The sequence below is a fragment of the Oceanibaculum indicum P24 genome, from assembly GCF_000299935.1.
Taxonomy (GTDB): Bacteria; Pseudomonadota; Alphaproteobacteria; order Oceanibaculales; family Oceanibaculaceae; genus Oceanibaculum; species Oceanibaculum indicum.
The window spans coordinates 62,418-81,576 of record NZ_AMRL01000012.1 but is presented as its reverse complement, the minus strand read 5'-3'; the positions used below and the strand labels follow the sequence as shown (position 1 = coordinate 81,576).

Here is a 19,159-nt window from a genome sequence, read left to right as displayed (position 1 = left end):
CCGCCGGCAAGAGCGGACAGCGGACAGTGGGTTGGTGAGTTGCGAGCGGGAGGCCATGTGAGCGCCCTGGAGTTTTTTGTGCGTCTGGTAGACTCGATGAACGAGTATATCGGGCGTTTCGTGTCCTGGTTTACCCTGGCCACGGTTGTCATCTGTTTCGTCGTCGTGGTCCTGCGCTATGCCTTCGGTATCGGCATATTGTGGCTGCAGGAACTGTATGTGTGGTCGCATGCCATCGTGTTCATGGTGGGCGCGGGCTACACCATGCTGCACGGCGGCCATGTCCGGGTCGATATCTTCTATGACCGGCTGGATGTCCGGAAGAAGGCCTGGACCAATATCTTCGGAACCATCGTCTTCCTGCTGCCCTGGCTGGCCGTGGTGGCCTATTACGGGGTGGGTTTCTTCGAGGCGTCCTACAGGGTCGGCGAATCCTCGCCGCAGGGCGGCGGCATGCCGGCGCTCTATGTGCTGAAGAGCCTGATCCTGGTGTTCTGCTTCCTGGTCGGCTTGCAGGGGCTGGCGCTGATGGGGCGCAGCATCCTGATCCTGAAGGGCCATGCCGGCTTCCTGCCGGAACCCGAAGAATTCACCAAGCGCTAGGACAGCACGATGGATAAGGCTCTTCTCGGCGAACTGATCGCCATGCTGATGTTCATCGTCACGATCTTCATCGTGCTGGTGGGCTACCCGGTTGCCTTCACCCTGGCCGGCACGGCGCTGATCTTCAGCGTCCTCGGCCATTTTCTGGGCGTCTTCGACTATGCCTTCCTGACCAGCCTGCCGGCCCGCTATTTCGGCACCATGATCAATGAGGTGCTGGTCGCGGTGCCGCTGTTCGTCTTCATGGGCGTGATGCTGGAACGCTCTCGTATCGCCGAGGCGCTGCTGGAGACGATGGGCCAGCTGTTCGGCACGCTGCGCGGCGGCCTCGGCATCTCGGTGATCCTGGTGGGCACGCTGCTGGCCGCTTCGACCGGCATTGTCGGTGCCACGGTCGTTACCATGGGGCTGCTCAGCCTGCCGGCGATGATGCGGGCGGGTTATGATCCGAAGCTGGCCAGCGGCATCATCTGCGCCTCGGGCACGCTGGGGCAGATCATCCCGCCCTCGACCGTGCTGATCTTCATCGGCGACATGCTGCAAGGCGCCAACCAGGCCGCGCAGCTGGCCAAGGGGAATCTGGCGCCGGATCCGGTGTCGGTCGGTGATCTGTTCGTTGGCGCACTGCTGCCAGGCCTGCTGCTTGTAGGGCTCTACATCATCTGGATTCTGATCCGCTCCGTCGTCAGCCCGCAAAGCTGCCCGGCCATTGAGATGACGGCGGCACAACGCCGTGGCCTGCCGTTGCGTGTGATCAAGGTGATGGTGCCGCCGCTGCTGCTCATCATCGCGGTGCTCGGCTCGATCCTTGCCGGTTTCGCCACGCCGACCGAATCGGCCTCCGTCGGCGCGGTCGGCGCGACCATCCTTGCGGCGGCCAACCGTCAGTTCAATCTCGGCATCCTGAAGCAGGTCATGCGCTCGACGATGACCATCACCTCGATGGTCTTCATCCTGCTGCTGGGTGCCTCTGTCTTCTCCGTCGTGTTCCGCGGCCTTGGTGGCGAGAAGGTGGTGGAGGACGTGCTGTCCAGCCTGCCGGGCGGCCAGTTCACCGCGATCCTGGCGGTCATGGCGCTGATGTTCCTGCTGGGCTTCTTCCTGGATACCTTCGAGATCATCTTCATCGTGGTGCCGATCACGGCCCCGGTGCTGCTGATGATGGGGGTCGATCCGGTCTGGCTCGGCGTGATGATCGGCGTGAATTTGCAGACCAGCTTCCTGACGCCACCCTTCGGCTTCGCGCTGTTCTATCTGCGCGGTGTGGCGGCAAAACTGGTCAGTACCGGAGCGATCTATCGCGGCGCGGTGCCGTTCGTCGCGATCCAGGTCATTGCCATCGCCATCCTGTGGGAGTTCCCGTCGCTGGCGACCTGGCTGCCGGAGATCGTGTTCGGCGAACCGGCGCCAGCGGCCGGCGTGCCGGGCTCGGACCAGCCGCCGCAGAGCCTGGAGGATATGCTGAAGGGCACCCAGGACACGCTGACGCCTGGTGGCGGGGACAGCTTCTCGGACCCGACCAGCCAGTTCAAATAAGCGCCGGCACCACCGAAAACAGGCAAAAGAAAACCCGCCCCGGTTGCCCGGGGCGGGTTTCTTGTTGGCGTGATGCCGCGATCAGCCCGGATATTTGAAGGGCAGCGACCGGGCGTTGGTGTAGCCCTGTTCCGTGATGCGGGTGTAGCTCATCAGCAGGCGGCGGGCCTTCAGATACTCCTCGGCGATCTTCTTCACCATCGGATCGTTGCTGGCCAGAATCTCTTCCATCAACTCGCCGGACTTGGTGCCGAAAGCCTCCAGGATCTCGCGCGAGAACTGCTTCAGCTGCACGCCATGATCGCGGATCAGCGTCTGCAGGGCCGGGCCTGAGCGCTGGTTGAACTCGGCCACCATCAACTCGTTCTCGGCGGCGCAGCAGGATTCGACGAGAATCTTCAGGTCATTCGGAAGCGCGTCGAACTTCGCCTTGTTGAAGGTCGCCTGGATGCCCGGGGCCGGCTCGTGGAAGCCCGGATAGTAGTAGAATTTTGCGACCTGGTGGAAGCCGAGCGACAGGTCGTTATAGGGGCCGACCCACTCGGTGCCGTCGATGGCGCCAGACTGCAGGGCCGGGAAAATCTCACCGCCCGGCAGCAGCACAACGGTGGCACCCAGCTTCTGCAGCACCTGGCCACCCTGGCCCGGCATGCGGAACTTCAGCCCCTTCAGATCGTCAACACTGGTGATTTCCTTGCGGAACCAGCCACCCATCTGCACACCGGTATTGCCGGCATGGAACGCCTTCAGGTTGAAGGGCGCGTAGAACTCGTCCCACAGCTGCTGTCCGCCGCCCCACTTGATCCAGGCGTTCAGCTCATGCGTGGTCATGCCGAACGGCACGGTCGAGAAGAACGGCGTGCCGGCCGACTTGCCCATGTGATAATAGGCTGCGTCATGGCCCATATCGGCGGTGCCGCTGGACACGGCGTCCCAGACCTGAAGGGCGGGGACCAACTCGCCGCCGGCGAAAACCTTGATGGTCAGGCGGCCGTCGCTGGCATCGGTGATGCGCTTGGCCAGGCGTTCAGCACCCGTGCCGAGGCCCGGAAGCCCCTTCGGCCAGCTGGTGACCATGCGCCATTCCATCTTGCCCTGGCTGAGGGCCGGGGCCGGGAAGGCCGCGGCGGTAGCCGCGACGCCAGCACCGCCAAGCGCAGCGCTCTTCAGAAATTTACGACGTTCCATACGTTTGCTCCCTGTTGCTGTCGGGTCTTGTGACCCGCGGTCTTGCTTATCTGCCGTGCGGTTTCTTGAGCCCGCAGAATCAAATATGCGCACGGATTATATTCGGTCCGAAAGCCGCCGCAACTGGCGACCGCGTCCGTGGGTGAAGTTTGTGGCAAACTTTATCCGCTGTCACGGATATAGGGGGCACGGATATAGGGTCACGGATATAGGCCGGGATTGGCGAACATGGTGGGGGCCGGCCGGTCGGTGCCGCAGCGCGACACTTCGGGGTTCTCCGGGTCCAGCAGTTCCCAACCATTCATGCCAAGGCCTTCCAGCGGCCTGAAGCGGGTCTTGTAGGCCATCTTCTGGCTGCCCTTGATCCAATAGCCGAGATAGAGATAGTCCAGCCCGGCCTGGAGGGTGCGGTTGACGGCATCCAGAATCATGAAGGTGCCGAGCCCGTGGCGCGGCGCCGCCGGATTGTAGAAGCTGTACACCGCCGACAGCCCGTCGCTCTGACGGTCCGCCAGCATGACCGCCACCAGCTTCTGGTCACGGTCGCGATATTCCACCAGCCAGGTGTCGATGGGCGACACCTCGACCATGTCCCGATAATCCTCATAGGTCATGAAGGACATCTCGCCGCCGAGATGCCGTCCGGCCTGATAGGCGGTGAACAGCCTGTACTGCTCCCAGCTGGCCGATGCGGGAACCGCTTCGCCATGCAGGTGGGCATTGGCGCGCAGAATCCGACGCTGGCTGCGGCTGGGCTGGAAATCGCGGGCGCGCAGGCGCACCGGCACACAGGCCTGGCATCCGGGGCAGGCCGGCCGATAGACCAGGTTCTGGCTGCGCCGGAAACCGGCGATGGCAAGCTGGTCATAATGCGCCTGGGTGACCGCCTTGCCCAGATCGGCGACCAGCCGCCGCTCCACCCGGTTGTTCAGGTAGGGACAGGGCATCGGCGCGGTCCGGAAGAAATAGACCGGCGCGGTCAGAATGTTGCGGTCTCCCAGGAACATGTCGTGCTCCTATACGAAAAATTCGCGCTGGATATCGCCGGCGATATCCATGGCCTGACGCTGAATCCAGTCCGCGAACTCGTGCAGCCCTTCCTTCAGGACGCTGTCGATCTTCTGCTCGTCGAGGGCGGCCCGGACCTCGTCCAGCCGCTCCAGCGCCGCCGCGCCACCGCGCAAGCCGTAGCGGCTGCGCATCCGGTGCAGCAGATCATCCACCATATGAAAGCACATGGTGACCGACCGTGGGAAGCTGCTGTCGAACAGCAGGAAGTCGGCAACCAGCGCCGGGCTGAAGCCCCGCGAATGCGCCCGCCGGAAAGCGTGGTAGCCGGCGACGGAACGCAGCAGCGCGTTCCACTGGCTGGTGTCGATGGCGGCACCCAGCGCCTGATTCGAGGGCGCCAGAAGATGGTACTTGATATCCAGGATGCGCGAGGTCTGGTCGGCGCGTTCCAGATATTTTCCAAGTAGATAGAAGTACCAGCTGGCATCGCGGTAGAAGGTACCCTCCGTGATGCCGAAATGGGTCTGGCAGTTTTCCTTGATCTGCGCGCAGGTCTGCGACACGCCGGCCATGGCGATGTCGGCCTGGGTCATCGCGTTCATATTGTTGTAGAACACGTTGATGTGGGTCCACATCTCGGTGCTGATCAGCGGCCGGAGCGTGCGCGCATTTTCCCGCGCGGCGCGGATCGACGACAGGATCGAGCTGGGATTGTCCCGATCCAGCAGGTAGAAATCGAGCACCGCCTTGGCGTTTGCCTGGGCATGACGTTCGTAGAAGCGGGCGTCGTCGGAATAAATGGAGACGACGGAACTCCAGTTAACGCTGCCGCTGCGATCACGCGTGAAGGTTTCGTGCACATCGAGGATACGGGCGAGATTCTCGGCCCGCTCCATATAGCGGGCCATCCAGAACACGCACTCGGCGTAACGGGAGAGCAGGACCGTCACGATTCCAGCACCCAGGTATCTTTGGAGCCGCCGCCCTGCGAAGAATTCACGACAAGCGATCCACGTTTCATGGCTACCCGGCTGAGACCGCCGGGCAGCACCCAGGTCTTCTGGCCGGTGACGGCGAAGGGGCGGAGGTCGACATGGCGTGGTTCCAGCGCCTGTTCGATCAGGGTTGGGCAGACTGACAGCTTCACCATCGGCTGACTGATGAAATTGGCCGGGTCCTTCAGCAGTTTCTCCCTTGTGTCGGCCAGCTCCTCAAGGCTGGCGCGCGGACCGATCATCACGCCATAGCCGCCCGATTCACCGACCGGCTTCACCACCAGCTGGGACAGGTGGTCCAGCGTGTAGCGCAAACCCTCGGGCTCCCGGCAGATATGGGTCTCGACATTGTTCAGGACCGGGTCCTCGCCGAGATAATATTTGATGATGCGCGGCATGTAGGCATAGACGGCCTTGTCGTCGGCAACGCCGGTGCCGACCGCATTCGCCAGCCCGAGATTGCCGGCGCGGTAGGCACGCATCAGGCCGGGTACGCCCAGCATGCTGTCCGGGCGGAACACCTCTGGATCGAGGAAATCATCGTCGATCCGGCGGTAGATCGTGTGAACCGGCTGCAGGCCGGAGATGGTGCGCATATAGACGCGGTCGTTCTCGACAACCAGGTCGCGGCCCTCGACCAGGGGCACGCCCATCTCTCGGGCCAGGAAGATGTGCTCGAAATAGGCCGAATTGTAAGTGCCGGGGGAGAGCAGCACGACAGTCGGGTCCTGGATGTCGGCCGGGGCAATGTCGGCGCAGGCTTCCAGCAGCATCTGGCCGTAATTGCCGACGGGACGGATGCCAACGCCGCCCATCAGGTCGGCGAAGGTGCGCTGCATCATGTGGCGGTTTTCCACCACATAGGATACGCCGGACGGGCAGCGCCCATTATCCTCCAGCACCAGGAACTCTCCGGCCTCGTCGCGTACCAGATCAACGCCGCAGACATGGACGTAGGTATCGTGGGCGACTTTCACGCCGACCATCTGCTGGCGGAAATTCTTGTTGCCGAAGATCAGATCGGCCGGCACGACGCCGTCCTTCAGGATCTTCTGGTCGCCGTAGATATCCTTCAGGAACAGGTTGAGCGCCGTCACCCGCTGGATGACGCCACGCTCTAGATGATCCCAGTCGGCCGCCGACAGGACGCGCGGAATCACGTCAAAGGGCAGGATACGGTCGATGGCGTCGCTTTCCGAATAGACGGTAAAGGTGATGCCAAGGTTGAACAGTTCGCGCTCCGCGGCACGGGCGCGGCGCACCAGCTCTTCCGTGCTCATACCCTGCAGTCGTTCGATCAGGCCGGCATTGTGCGTTGCAGGCCGGTCCGATGTGCCAAATAGCTCGCAGTAATAGCCTGAGGCTTCATAGTCGGAGAGCAGGGGCTGCGTCGCTGTTCCGTCCATCCTCACCTTTCCTCTCCGGGGCGGGCCGAACGCCACCCCGCGCCGCCAGCCATCCTGGGCGGCATCGGCGGCTGTTAAAATATATATTAAAGGGTTGGCTGAAACCGCCTGACAATCAAGCGGTTTCCGTCAGAACCTAGCGGGGCGCGGGCGCCTGGGCCTGCTGCGGGCGGGCCGGTGCCTCGGCTGCGGCGGTATTGGTGCGTTCACGATAGACCTGGTCGCGCAGCAGCACGATGCTGATGCGGCGGTTCTGTGCCGAGCGCGGGTCTTCAGGCACGAACGGGTCCTTGTCTGCCTTGCCGATAACCCAGCCGATACGGTCTTCCGGCAGGCCAGCATTGACCAGCGCACGCCGGCTGGCATTGGCGCGGTCGGCCGACAGTTCCCAGTTGGTGTAGCCATTGCCGGCGCGATAGGGCAGGGCGTCGGTGTGCCCGGTGATGGTGATCTTGTTGGGCAGGCGGCCGATGACCTGGCTGACCTTCTCCATCAGCTGCTGGGTGTAGTCGTACATGTTGGAGCCGCCCAGCGGGAACATGGCGCGCTCTTCCTGATCGACGATCTGGATGCGCAGCCCTTCGGGCGTCTGCTCAACGACGATATTCTCGTTCAAACCGGACAGGGAGGGGTCTGATTCGATAGCTGTGCGCAGCTGTTCCTCGGCGATCTCGAACTGCTGGCGCTCGCGCTCGGCCATGGCCTGTTCAAGCTGCTGTGCGTTCAGCTGCGCCTGGCGGCTCTTGCCGCTCCCGGATTCGGTTTCAGGCCCCTGGCCGACATTGGGCTCCTGGCCCTGGCCGCGGTTGCTCAGATCGCCGTCGGCTTCCTTGTCGCTGCTGCCGCGCCCCTTTTCCGGGCCGGACCCGATCTCGGAATAGCGGCTGCCGCTTTCCAGTTCCTGGCTGCCGAACTTGGATTCAATGTTCTCCGGATCGTCGGAATCCGGCTCGTTGGCCTCTGTGCGCTCGGCCTGCGGCCGGGTCTGCGCCGGGGTCGAGATCATCGGCGGCGAGGAGGCAGATTTCAGCGCGCCGGGCACGGTGACGGAGGTGCCGCCCAGCACACCGCCCGAACCGGACCGGCTGGAGCGCGAAATGGCGCTGGGATCGAAATAGTTGGAGATGCCCATCTTCTGCTCCTCCGTGGTTGCGTTCAGCAGCCACAGCAGGAGGAAGAACGCCATCATCGCGGTCACGAAGTCGGCATAGGCAACCTTCCAGGCGCCGCCATGGTGGCCGCCATGGCCACCCTTCTTGACCTTCTTGATGATAAGTTCTGGATGGTTGTCGCCAGCCATTCCGGTTCCGCTTTCCTATTCTTCCCTGATAGCCGTCCGCCGCCCTAGACGGGCGGCAGGGCGGCGACCGCCTCTTCAACTTCATAGAAGGTCGGGCGCACATGGCTCCACAGGGCCTTGCGGGCGAATTCCACCGACACGGCAGGGGCATAGCCGGACAGATGGGCCAGCAGTCCGGCCTTGATAACCGCCAGATACTTGGCATCCGCCTCGTTGGTGTTCTTGATGGCGCCAGCCAGCGGGCCGACGAAGCCGTAACACAGCAGAATGCCGAGGAAGGTGCCGACCAGCGCCGCGCCGATCAGTCCGCCCAGCACTTCCGGCGGCTCCGTGATCGAGGCCATGGTCTTGATGATGCCCAGCACGGCGGCCACGATACCCAGCGCCGGCAGGCCGTCCGCCATGGTCTGCACCGCGCCGCCGACGGTTTCGGCTTCATGGTGGTGGGTTTCCAGCTCCTCGTCGATCAGCGATTCCATCTCGTGCGGATTATCGGTGCCCAGCGTCATCATGCGCAGATAGTCGCAGAGGAATTCCATCGCATGATGGTCGGCGGCGAATTTCGGGAAGGACTGGAAGAGGGAGCTTTCCTCCGGGCGCTCGACATGGCTTTCGATCGCCAGCATGCCCTTGGTCTTGGCCAGCTTGAAGATGGCGTAGAGCAGGCTGAGCAACTCCAGATAGTCTTCCTTCTTGTATTTCGGCCCCTTCATCGCAATGCCGAAGGCCTTGCCGGTCTTGCCGAGGATATGCTTCGGATTGGCGACGACATAGGCGCAACAGGCGCTGCCGAAAATGAGGGTGAACTCGAAGGGCTGCCACAGCAGACCCATCTTGCCGCCCATCGCCATATAGCTGCCGAAGCAGAAGACCAGCACGCCAACCCAGCCGATTATGATGAACATGCCGTTGCTTCCTCTGTCTTGCCCATCCGCTCAGGATGCCCGTTCTGGACACCCGCCGCCCGCTCTGTCCGCGCCTTGATAAGGAGTCTTCGTTAATATTCTTTTATCACAAGAAACGATCGACGTCTTATCCTCGCGAAAAAGCGTGGCGCGGTACTTGCGCGCACCGATAATAAACGACGAAGCAAGGGTTATGCCATATACGGTATTAACCTCATTCTTCTGGCGTGGCACCGCCCAGAAGCCGTGTCGGAAAGCCAGCCTTATTAAGCCTTTCCACGATCTCGCGCACATGATCTGAGGTGCGCGTCTCGATGACGGCATCCAGCTCGGCCAGCTTCACCGGCACATTGTAGAACAGGCGCTGGTGGTAGATTTCGACGATATTGCCGCCGCTGTCCCCGATCAGTCCGGCAATTTTTGCCAGGGTGCCGGGGCTGTCGCTGATCTCGCTGCGGATGCGCACCAGCTTGCCGTCGCGGGCGAGACCGCGCAGCAGCACGGAAGACAGCATCCGCGTATCGATGTTGCCGCCGCAGATGACGGCGCCGACGCGGCGACCGCGAAACCGCTCCGGATGGGCCAGCAGTGCTGCTATTCCAGCCGCGCCCGCGCCCTCGGCGACAATCTTCTGGATTTCGACCAGCAGCTGGACGGCACGCTCGATGGCGCTCTCCTCCACCATCAGGATGTCGTCCACATGCTGGCGCACGATCTCCAGCGGCAGCGCGCCGGGAATCTTCACGGCAATACCCTCGGCCAGAGTCTGTCCGCCCGATGTCGGCGTCTCGCCGTGCAGCGCCTGATACATGGAGGGATATTGCGCGGCTTCGACGCCGATGATCTCGATGCCGGGCTTCAGCGCCTTGGCGGCGGTCGCAATGCCGGCGATCAGCCCACCGCCGCCAATCGGGACCACGAGGACATCAAGGCCCGGATTGTCGGCGAGCATTTCCAGCGCCAGCGTACCCTGGCCAGCGACGATGTCCGGGTCGTCATAGGGATGCACGAAGGTCAGTTTTTCGGCATCCGCCAGGTCACGGGCAAAGGTCGCGGATTCGCTCAGCGTCTCGCCCTTGAGAACGACCCGTGCGCCATAGCGGCGCGTCCGCTCGACCTTCATGAAGGGCGTGTTCTCCGGCATGACGATGGTCGCGGGGATGCCCAGTTCGCGCGCGACATAGGCAACGCCCTGCGCATGATTGCCCGCCGACATGGCGATCACACCATTGCGCGTGGCTTCCTTCGGCAGGCGGCTCATCTTCACAAAGGCGCCACGTGACTTGAAGGAGCCGGCACGCTGCAGATTCTCCAGCTTCAGATGCAGGTCGAGGCCCAGCTCCTCGTTGAGGCCAACCGCCGGGACCAGTGGGGTACGGACAAGCTTGCCTGCAAGCAGGGCGGCGGCTTGTTCGATATCGTGCAGCGTGACGGTCATGCCTAGCCTGAAATGGGTATCGGGATCGGATCGCGCAGCATAGTCCGATCAGGGGGCGGGTGTCAGGCGCAGTTCCCGCATGGCTTGTCCCTGTGGGGCAGTGACGCGCAGATAGCGCCCCACGCTCCAGTCCCCGGCCAGATCGTCATAATGCGGAGAGAAGGGATTGGCGGACTGCCCCGGCGCCTGGATGAACAGCGAGTCGTCGAGGCTGGACAGGTCGAATACCGCGCGCAGGCCGGCCCCATGCACATGGCGATAGGGGGCATCGTCGTTGTCGAGGCGGCTGGTCCCGCGATTGACCGTGGTGTTGCTGCCATCGGTCTCGACCACCACGTCGAACAGCGGGCCCAGCAGCGGAATGCGCCCCAGCACCATGCCGGAGAAACGCGCGCGATGCGCATCGCCCCAGCGCCACGCCATCATCTCCGCCCCATAGTCCGCCGAGAGTTCCGTTATCGCGTCGTCCAGCGCCGCCCGCGCAATATCGGTGCAGCTTTCCTGCCGGTCCGCTGTCGAGATGTCATCGCACCAGCCGCCATCGCCACGCAGCATGCCGGCAAGCTGATGATTGGCGAGCCATGGCACTTCCTGACCGCTAGGCGCAAACTCGTCCGCCAGCAGCCGTTTCGGCAAGTGCCGGAGCCAGCCGTGATACAGCAGCGGTTCCGGCCGGTCTCGCAGCATCTGCCCATCCCAGCCGGACAGCAGCTGGCGGGCCGGGCCGTCCGGCAGCATCGGCAGGATCACCGCCAGCAGTTCCGGCGCGGCGAGATCCAGCGCGTCATATTGCAGCGCTGTCATCGCCTGCACATCGGCCTTGTTTCCGCTCTCCAGCTGTTCGGCAATGCGACGGGCGCGGTGCGGCGTGTCGAAGCTGCGACCCAGATAATGCGGATAGTCCGGCCCGGTGACATCATTGTTGGCATTCATCACCCGGCCGGAAGGCGGGTTGAAATGCTGCGGCAATTCCTCGAAGGGCAGGAAGCTGGCCCAGTCATATTCCCCGGTCCAGCCGGGGGCTGGTAGGAAACCATCGCCGAACCGGCGGACCGGTACCTTGCCGGCGGTCACCATGCCGATGGAACCCTCGATATCGGCGAAGGCGATGTTCTGCTGCGGCGCATGGAAATCGCGCAGCGCCGTGCGGAAATCCACCGCGCTTTCCGCGCGGTTCATACGGAACAGCGCCTCCGCCGTGCGGTCATCGGGGTCAAGCAGGGTGGCGGAGAGGGCGAGGGCAAATTCCTCCGGTTTGCCATAGGCGGCGAGCGCCTGCCGGCTGCCGCCATGCGTGTCGGAGACGATCGGGCCATGCCGGCTGGCGCGGATCGTGACCGTAACCTCCTCACCGCCGCGCAGCTTTATGATCTCTTCGCGGCTCTCGAAGGGAACGCTGCCTTCGGGAGCCAGGTATCGGCCGGCATCCGCCGGGTCGATCTTCTCGATGAAGATGTCCGACGTATCGCCATGGGTGGTGGTGAAGCCCCAGGCGACTTTTCCATTGTGGCCGATCAGATGCATCGGCACGCCCGGCACGGTGGCGCCGGCCAGGGTGAGGCCGGGCACTTCGATCCGCGCCAGGTACCACAGCGCCGGGTTGGTCAGGCCGAGATGCGGATCGTTCGCCAGCAGCGGCTTGCCGCTAGCCGTGCGGTTGCCATCCAGCGCCCAGATGTTGGAGGCACGCCGGGGCGTCAGTGCCGGGGGCAGGGCCGCCAGCACGCGCGCTGCGAGGCCGGATGGCAGCGGCGCCATCGCTGCCGGAACATGCTGTGCTTCAGGAACGGTGCGCCAGAGCTGCTCGATCTGCTGTGGCGTGAAATACGGGGAGAGCTGGGCGCGCTTCAGCTCGGCGTGCCAGTTGCCAGTCAGCTGCATTGCCATCAGCTTGCCCCAGACCAGGCTGTCGGCAGGTCGCCAGGGTTCCGGCTGCTGGCGCAGCAGCACGAACTCCGGCGGCAAGGCGCCTTTATGGGTATCCAGCCAGGTGTTCACGCCCTCGGCATAGGCGTCCAGCACCTCCCGCAGAGCAGGCGACGCCTGTTCCACGCCGCGCTCCGCCAGGCGATAGAGGCCCAGCGTGCGCATCAGCCGGTCATATTCCAGCGTGGCGGCGCCAGTCAGTTCCGACAGGCGACCGGCGCCGAGACGGCGCATCTGCTCCATCTGCCACAGCCGGTCCTGGGCGTGGACATAGCCGAGCGCGCGGTAGGCATCGGCTTCGCTGGCCGCGCGGATGGTCGGGACGCCGTGTTCGTCGCGGATCACCGAAACATCGGCGGTCAGGCCGGGCAGGGGAGCATTGCCCTCTAGCTGTGGCAGCGAAGTGCGTAGCCAGAAGAAGAAGCCGGTTCCGGCGACAACCAGCAGCAGGAGCAGGATGCCTGCGGCGAGTCCGATTCGTTTCAGCCAGCGCCGCATGCCTGTTGCTCCCTTCTCCGCGTTCCCCGGAGATATGGGAGGAAAAACAGAAATGTCAGCGGGTTACCGGCTATTTTGCAAACAGCTCCTTGTACTGATCGCGCAGTAGGTTCTTTTGCACCTTGCCCATGCTGTTGCGCGGCAGTTCGGATACGAAGAATACCTGCTTCGGCACCTTGTAACCGGCGAGGCGGCCTTTCAGATGGGCGATGGCAGCCTCCGGCGCGGGCGGCGTCTGCCCGGCGCGTGCCGTCGCCACGGCGACCACGGCCTCGCCGAAATCCGGGTGCGGCACGCCGATGACAGCGGATTCCTCGACGCCGTCCAGCTGGTCGATCTCTTCCTCGACCTCCTTCGGATAGACGTTGAAGCCGCCGGAGATGATGAGGTCCTTGGCGCGGCCGGAAATCCAGACATAACCGCGTTCATCCACTCGTCCGACATCGCCGGTGATGAAGAAGCCATCCTCGCGGATTTCCGCCTTGGTCTTTTCCGGCATGCGCCAGTAGCCCTTGAAGACGTTGGGGCCGCGCACCTCGATCACGCCGGTCTCGCCGACGGGCAGCGCCGTGCCATTCTCGTCGGCGATGCGCACCTCGACATCGGGCAGGGCCATGCCGCAGCTGCCGGCCAGCCTGTCGCCCTCATAGGGATTGGAGGTCAGCATGCCGGTCTCGGTCATGCCATAGCGCTCCAGAATGGCCTGCCCGGTGCGCTCGCGGAACTGGTTGAAGGTGTCGGCCAGCAACGGCGCAGAACCGGCGACGAACAGCCGCATATGCTTGGTCAGGTCGCGGGTGAAGCCCTCATGTGCCAGCAGCCGGACATAGAAGGTCGGCACGCCCATCATCACGGTGGCGCGGGGCAGCAGCTTCACGATCTCGTCGGCATCGAACTTCGGCAGGAAGATCATCGAACTGCCGTTCAGCAGGATGCAGTTGGTGGCGACGAACAGCCCGTGGGTGTGGAAGATCGGCAGCGCGTGCAGCAGCACGTCGCCGGGCTGGAAATGCCAGACCTTGTGCAGCGTCAGCGCGTTGGAAGCCAGGTTCCAGTGCGTCAGCATGGCGCCCTTGGAGCGCCCGGTGGTGCCGGAAGTGTAGAGGATGGCCGCCAGATCGTCGCGCCCGCGCGCGACAGTGGCGAAGTCGGGCGACAGGTTTCTCGCCTGTTCGACCAGCGTGCCGTCCTGCGCACCGCCCAGCGTCAGCACATGCGGCGTGCCGGCTTTCTTCGCGCAGTCACCGATCCATGATTCGGTACCGGGGCGGCAGACCGCGACGCGCGGCTCGGCATCGGTCAGGAAATATTCGATTTCGGCCTGCTGATAGGCGGTATTCAGCGGCAGATAGGCGGCACCGACCCGCAGGCAGGCGAGATAGAGGAAGATGGCCTCCGGCGACTTATCCACCTGCACGGCGATGCGATCGCCCGGCGTGACGCCCAGCTTGACCAGCAGGTTGGCAATCCGGCCGCTCCAGCTCTCCAGGTCGGCATAGCTGTAGCGCCGCCCGTCACCGGTTTCGATGAACAGCTCCGCGCGGTCGGCGGGGAAACGGCTTTCGAACAGCTCGTACAGATTGTCGCTCATGGAGGCATCCACCCGGTGGGATCGTTTATTGCTAGCGTTGGTCTATAGCGAAAAGAGAAGGGGCGGCACAAGCAAAGCCTAAGCTCTTACCCGTACCGCCCCTTTGTCAGTCTTCGTTTTCCGGTCAGGCTTCCGCGTCAGCCTTCAGCGGTGCCTTCTCCGAGGGTTTCCGCGTCTTCTGCCAGAAGAACAGCACCGCTCCCATGACGATGCCGACGATATCGGTGATGAAACCGCCCGAAATCAGCATCAGGGCCGCGATGAACAGCACCACGCGCATCAGCATCGGCAGACGACCGTGGAACCAGTTCATCACCGCGCCGGACAGCATGTAGACGCCCACCGTGGCGGTTGCCGCGTTGCGCAGGATCACATGCCATTCGCCTTCCATCAGCAGCCCGTGGCTGTAGAAGAACATGTACGGCACGATGAAGGCGGCGAGGCCCAGCTTGAAGGCGGTGACCGAGGTCTTCATCGGGTCGGCACCGGCAATGGCACCACCGGCATAGGCAGCCAGCGCCACCGGCGGCGTGATGGCCGAGATGACGGCGTAGTAGAACACGAAGAAGTGCGCCACCAGCGGCGGGATGCCGAGCTGGATGAGGCCGGGTGCCACCACCGAGGCCGCCACCGCATAGGCCGCCGTTGTCGGCATGCCCATGCCCAGCACGATGGAGATCACCATCGCGAAGAACAGCGCGATCAGCTGGCTCTTGTCGGCAATGTCCAGCAGCAGCGATGAGAAGCGCAGGCCGACGCCGGTCAGGCCGATGACGCCGACGATGATGCCGGCGCAGGCGCAGACGGCGATCAGCTGGATCGACATCTTGGTCGTCGCTTCCAATGCCCGCAGCACGCCGATCGGCCCCATCTTGTTCGGGCTCAGCCAGCTCACCACCAGTGCGCTGACAAGCCCCAGCGTACCGGCCCGGATGACCGAATAGCCCATATAGAGCGCGCCGATCAGGATGATGATGGGCAGGAAGAGATAGATCTGCTTCATCAGCTTGGACAGTACCGGCAGCTCGTCCTGGCGCATGCCGCGCATGCCCATCTTGGCGGCCTCGAAATCCACCATGAAGAACACGGACATGAAGTACAGGCAGGCCGGAATCAGCGCGGCGACGATCAGCTCGGTGTAGGGGATGCCGGTGATCTCCGCCATGATGAAGGCGCCCGCACCCATGACCGGCGGCATGATCTGCCCGCCGGTGGAGGCTGCCGCCTCGATGGCGCCAGCGCTCTGCGGCCGGTAGCCGACCCGCTTCATCAGCGGAATGGTCAGCGAGCCCGTCGCCACCACATTGCCGGCGGAGGTGCCGTTGATCATGCCCATCAGGCCGCTGGCAAACACCGCCACCTTGGCGGGACCGCCACGGGCACGACCAGCAATCGCGAAGGCGAAGTTGACGAAATAGTCGCCGACCTTGGAAATCTGAAGGAAGGCGCCGAAAGCGATGAACAGGATGATGTAGGTGGAGGAAACCGCCGTTGTCGGCCCCAGAATACCGCTATCCGTATAGATGTAGCTGAAGAAGCGGTCCATCCGGTAGCCGTCATGATTCAGGATGCCCGGCAGGTAGGGGCCGGCGAAAGTGTAAACAATGAACAGGCCGGCAATCACCAGCAGCGCCATGCCGGCGACCCGGCGGGTCAGCTCCAGGATCAGCAGCACGCCGGCAATCGAGAACAGCATGTCGCTGGGAATCGGCATGACACCGGCGCGGAACTGCAGCGCCGCCAGGTTGAATAGCAGGTAGCCGGCAACCGACAGGCTGTTGATCGCCAGAATCCAGTCATACCAGCCGATGCGATGGTCGCGCGGCTTGAACAGCCAGCCGGCGCCAATGGCGACGACGGTGGACAGCACCAGCGGCCAGCCGGAGGTGCCGAAGATCCAGGGATCTGGCATCATCTCGTCGGCGGCGACGAAGGCATAGACGACACAGAAGAAACTGTAGCCGCCAAGACCAAGCGCGATCAGCAGGGGCGGGTATTCGATGGGCCTGATCCAGGTGCCATTGCCGTCAAGCCCGTCCGTGGTCCAGGCGGCGACCAGCAGATAGCCGATGGCCAGGGCCCCGGCGATGTGCATGATCCGGAAGCTCCACGTCTCAATCGGAAAGACGTTCAGCACCATCAGATGGAATGTCGCATAGCCGATGCACAGAACGGCGAGCAGCAGTTTCTGCCAGCCTTCCAGCTTCCGTTCGTTACTGGGGGGCGGCTCGTCCGCAGCCTGCACCAGAACTTCCGAATTCTTTTGGTCCTGCATCTTCCCCGCACTCTTGTTCGTTTATTAAGCCACGCGTCCGCAGCCTCCCTAGCCGCCGCGTGCCTTCTATAAAATAACGGCTCCCCCTCGGACTGGCGAGGAGGAGCCGTATCATACGCCTTTATACAGGCTGGGCCATCAGCCCTTATACTTAGCCCTTGTATTCCGGCGGCAGCAGCTTCTTGTCCACCGGCAGGTTCTTTTCCTTGTAGTAGCGGATCGCACCCGGGTGGAACCACATGAAGCTGTTATTCACGTAGTTCTCCGGCTTGGTATCCGCCGCCGACTTGTGGATCTGCATCATGCGGTCATTGTTGTCGAGGACGACCTTCATGACCTCATAGACCAGACTTTCCGGCATGTCCTTGTGGGCGATGCCGAAGTTCCACATGGCGACCGTGTGCTGCTCTTCCTTCTGGCTCTTGTAGGTGTTGGCCGGAATGGTGAAGGCGGACACGGACGGGAAAGCGTCGAGGATCTTCTTCTGCTCGTCCTTGGTGAAGGCGAACAGGCTGACCGGGACCTGGGCCTCGATCTGCGCGAAGGCGGCAATCGGCAGGCCGGCGCCAAAGGCGAAGCCGTCGATCAGACCGTCCTGCACCTGGCCGGCGAGGTCGTTCGCGCCGCCGAACTGCGGCTTCACATTCACGCCCAGCTCCTTGAACCAGAGCGGGAAGTAGGTGCCCGGCGTACCGCCGCGCGGGCCGACACCGACGGTCTTGCCCTCAAGGTCCTTGATGCCCTTCACGCCGGACTTTTCGAGCGCGACGATCTGGAACGGGGTCATGTACATCGGGAAGGTGGCGCGGACATTCTTCATCTCGACGCCCGGCGCGATCGGGCTCTTGCCGACCCAGCCATCATAGCCCGGACCCATGGTGGTCATGGCGAACTGCACGCCGCCGGAATTCACCAGCGCCATGTTCTGCACCGGGCCGCCGGTCACTTCCGAGCTGGTGTTGATGCCCAGCTTTTCCTGGACGAGGTTCGCCCAGCCAGCGCCATAGACGAAGTAGGTGCCGCCCTGCGAGGCGGTGCCGACCTTGATCGAGCTTGGCCAGCCGGCCTTGTCCTGCGCGTCGGCCGCTGCCGGAACAAACAGCGCAGCCGCCACGGCGATGGCGCTAAAACGCATTAGATTGAGCTTCATTGGGGCCTCCCTAAAGCCAACTTTCAATATCCGATGGGCGCCTTGCCACATATCCTGCGGTTCTCTCATGGCGCTTGGCACACCATCGGCACGCATCATTTAGTTAAACGAGTTGAGGAAATCTGCAACTGCTTTTGCCTTTCTGGCGTTACAGCGTATGCAATCAAGCTCGGTGAATCCGGGGTTCTGGTAACCCGGTAATCCCGCTGTTGTTGCGATATGGTATTGATATAAAAACATCATTAGACTGAGCCTACCGGCCAGACCTTCGCATCGCTGCGAAACCGAGGGAGACACCCATGAAACCCAGCCAGGGAAGTTTCGCAAGCACGGCGACGGGGGAAACCGTCTGGCTCGGCTTCACGGAATGGGGCGAACGCCGCATGGAAAGGGTGGCCATCTGCGCCCATGGCCTGACGCGCCAGGGACGGGATTTCGACCAGCTGGCCCAGGCGCTGCTCGGCGACTATCGGGTGATCTGCCCGGATGTGGCCGGCCGGGGCCGCAGCGGCTGGCTGTCTCAGAAGGAAGATTACCATTACGGCACCTATCTGAAGCATGCGAAGGATTTGCTGGCCTATCGCGGGCTTGGCGCCGTCGACTGGATTGGCACCTCGATGGGCGGGCTGATCGGCATGCTGCTGGCGGCGGAGGAAGACTCGCCGATCCGCCGGCTGGTGCTGAACGATGTCGGCCCCTTCATCCCGAAGCAGGCGCTGGAGCGCATCGGGCAATATGTCGGCGAGGAGCTGGTGTTTCCGAATCTGCAGGCAGTGGACGAACATTTCCGGAAGATCTATGCCAGCTATGGCGATCTCAGCGATTCGGAGTGGAGCGCCATGGTGCTCCACAGTGTCGAACGGCAACCCAATCACACCTATACGCTGCATCTCGACCCGGCCATCGGCGACGCATTCCGCAAGAACCCGCTGCAGGACATCGATATGTGGGCGATCTGGGACAAGATCGAATGCCCTGTCCTGGTCTTGCGCGGCGAGACATCGGACGTCTTGCTGCGCGAAACTGCCCAGGAAATGACGCGACGAGGCCCGAAGGCGAAACTGGTGGAGATTCCCGGGTGCGGCCACGCGCCCTCGCTGATGGTGGATGACCAGATCGCCATTGTCCGCGACTGGCTGCATTCCTGGGTCGAACGCGACAAGGCGGAAGAGGAAGCGGCGCGGGCCCGCGCCGAGGCCGAAGCGGCAGCCGATGGCAGGCAGAACGGTTAGTGCTCCCTCACACTATCCGGCGGGCTTTCCGCCCTTCCGACGCCGCGCACCCTGGTGGGGCGGTGACCTGCAGACGGTGCGCAACCTGCTGGTCGGCCGCGCGCC

14 protein-coding genes are annotated in these 19,159 nt (G+C 63.3%); 3 read left to right on the top strand and 11 right to left on the bottom strand.

The annotated features are described in order from the left end of the window. Positions 1-78: 78 nt before the first annotated feature. Positions 79-603, top strand: coding sequence for a TRAP transporter small permease subunit (locus P24_RS10785; protein ID WP_237740188.1), 525 nt, complete (start codon positions 79-81; stop codon positions 601-603). A 9-nt stretch (positions 604-612) separates the two neighbouring features. Then, the gene (locus tag P24_RS10780) at positions 613-2,139 is read left to right on the top strand and encodes a TRAP transporter large permease (RefSeq protein WP_008944751.1); all 1,527 of its coding nucleotides are present in this window, start codon (positions 613-615) and stop codon (positions 2,137-2,139) included. Positions 2,140-2,220: 81 nt separating this feature from the next. Here the strand turns inward: P24_RS10780 and P24_RS10775 are convergent, their stop codons facing one another. The 11 genes from P24_RS10775 to P24_RS10725 form a co-directional block, all read right to left on the bottom strand. Next, complete coding sequence (locus P24_RS10775; protein ID WP_008944750.1) at positions 2,221-3,327, bottom strand: TRAP transporter substrate-binding protein; 1,107 nt, start codon at positions 3,325-3,327, stop codon at positions 2,221-2,223. Between the two features lie 200 nt (positions 3,328-3,527). Continuing rightward, positions 3,528-4,334, bottom strand: a complete 807-nt coding sequence (locus P24_RS10770; RefSeq protein WP_008944749.1) for an arginyltransferase — start codon at positions 4,332-4,334, stop codon at positions 3,528-3,530. Positions 4,335-4,343: 9 nt separating this feature from the next. After that, on the bottom strand, positions 4,344-5,288 hold the full coding sequence (locus P24_RS10765) for an alpha-E domain-containing protein (protein ID WP_008944748.1): 945 nt from the start codon (positions 5,286-5,288) through the stop codon (positions 4,344-4,346). Continuing rightward, on the bottom strand, positions 5,285-6,739 hold the full coding sequence (locus P24_RS10760) for a circularly permuted type 2 ATP-grasp protein (RefSeq protein ID WP_008944747.1): 1,455 nt from the start codon (positions 6,737-6,739) through the stop codon (positions 5,285-5,287). Before P24_RS10760 ends, P24_RS10765 begins: the two co-directional genes overlap by 4 nt. Positions 6,740-6,875: 136 nt before the next feature. Continuing rightward, positions 6,876-8,039: a flagellar motor protein MotB gene (locus P24_RS10755; protein ID WP_008944746.1), complete on the bottom strand. Its 1,164-nt coding sequence runs from the start codon at positions 8,037-8,039 to the stop codon at positions 6,876-6,878. 44 nt (positions 8,040-8,083) lie between these two features. Beyond that, complete coding sequence (gene motA, locus P24_RS10750; RefSeq protein ID WP_008944745.1) at positions 8,084-8,944, bottom strand: flagellar motor stator protein MotA; 861 nt, start codon at positions 8,942-8,944, stop codon at positions 8,084-8,086. A 214-nt stretch (positions 8,945-9,158) separates the two neighbouring features. After that, positions 9,159-10,382 (bottom strand): threonine ammonia-lyase, encoded by a 1,224-nt coding sequence (locus P24_RS10745; RefSeq protein ID WP_008944744.1) that lies wholly within the window; start codon positions 10,380-10,382, stop codon positions 9,159-9,161. A gap of 48 nt (positions 10,383-10,430) precedes the next feature. Then, the gene (locus tag P24_RS10740) at positions 10,431-12,806 is read right to left on the bottom strand and encodes a penicillin acylase family protein (RefSeq protein ID WP_008944743.1); all 2,376 of its coding nucleotides are present in this window, start codon (positions 12,804-12,806) and stop codon (positions 10,431-10,433) included. Between the two features lie 70 nt (positions 12,807-12,876). After that, the gene (locus tag P24_RS10735) at positions 12,877-14,397 is read right to left on the bottom strand and encodes a malonate--CoA ligase (RefSeq protein WP_040707344.1); all 1,521 of its coding nucleotides are present in this window, start codon (positions 14,395-14,397) and stop codon (positions 12,877-12,879) included. Between the two features lie 124 nt (positions 14,398-14,521). Continuing rightward, the gene (locus P24_RS10730) at positions 14,522-16,672 is read right to left on the bottom strand and encodes a TRAP transporter permease (RefSeq protein ID WP_008944741.1); all 2,151 of its coding nucleotides are present in this window, start codon (positions 16,670-16,672) and stop codon (positions 14,522-14,524) included. 151 nt (positions 16,673-16,823) lie between these two features. Beyond that, entirely contained in the window at positions 16,824-17,822 is a 999-nt protein-coding gene (locus tag P24_RS10725; RefSeq protein ID WP_040707342.1) for a TAXI family TRAP transporter solute-binding subunit, read from the bottom strand. 299 nt (positions 17,823-18,121) lie between these two features. Here P24_RS10725 and P24_RS10720 point away from each other — a divergent pair, with 299 nt between their 5' ends. Beyond that, positions 18,122-19,054, top strand: a complete 933-nt coding sequence (locus P24_RS10720) for an alpha/beta fold hydrolase (protein ID WP_008944739.1) — start codon at positions 18,122-18,124, stop codon at positions 19,052-19,054. Positions 19,055-19,159 lie beyond the last annotated feature (105 nt).

Excerpts from the sequence above, each read along its gene's own strand:
- P24_RS10780 (WP_008944751.1), top strand. The coding sequence starts at position 613 with ATGGATAAGGCTCTTCTCGGCGAACTGATCGCCATGCTGATGTTCATC.
- P24_RS10775 (WP_008944750.1), bottom strand. The coding sequence starts at position 3,327 with ATGGAACGTCGTAAATTTCTGAAGAGCGCTGCGCTTGGCGGTGCTGGC.
- P24_RS10770 (WP_008944749.1), bottom strand. The coding sequence starts at position 4,334 with ATGTTCCTGGGAGACCGCAACATTCTGACCGCGCCGGTCTATTTCTTC.
- P24_RS10760 (WP_008944747.1), bottom strand. The coding sequence starts at position 6,739 with ATGGACGGAACAGCGACGCAGCCCCTGCTCTCCGACTATGAAGCCTCA.
- P24_RS10755 (WP_008944746.1), bottom strand. The coding sequence starts at position 8,039 with ATGGCTGGCGACAACCATCCAGAACTTATCATCAAGAAGGTCAAGAAG.
- motA (WP_008944745.1), bottom strand. The coding sequence starts at position 8,944 with ATGTTCATCATAATCGGCTGGGTTGGCGTGCTGGTCTTCTGCTTCGGC.
- P24_RS10745 (WP_008944744.1), bottom strand. The coding sequence starts at position 10,382 with ATGACCGTCACGCTGCACGATATCGAACAAGCCGCCGCCCTGCTTGCA.
- P24_RS10740 (WP_008944743.1), bottom strand. The coding sequence starts at position 12,806 with ATGCGGCGCTGGCTGAAACGAATCGGACTCGCCGCAGGCATCCTGCTC.
- P24_RS10735 (WP_040707344.1), bottom strand. The coding sequence starts at position 14,397 with ATGAGCGACAATCTGTACGAGCTGTTCGAAAGCCGTTTCCCCGCCGAC.
- P24_RS10730 (WP_008944741.1), bottom strand. The coding sequence starts at position 16,672 with ATGCAGGACCAAAAGAATTCGGAAGTTCTGGTGCAGGCTGCGGACGAG.
- P24_RS10725 (WP_040707342.1), bottom strand. The coding sequence starts at position 17,822 with ATGAAGCTCAATCTAATGCGTTTTAGCGCCATCGCCGTGGCGGCTGCG.
- P24_RS10720 (WP_008944739.1), top strand. The coding sequence starts at position 18,122 with ATGAAACCCAGCCAGGGAAGTTTCGCAAGCACGGCGACGGGGGAAACC.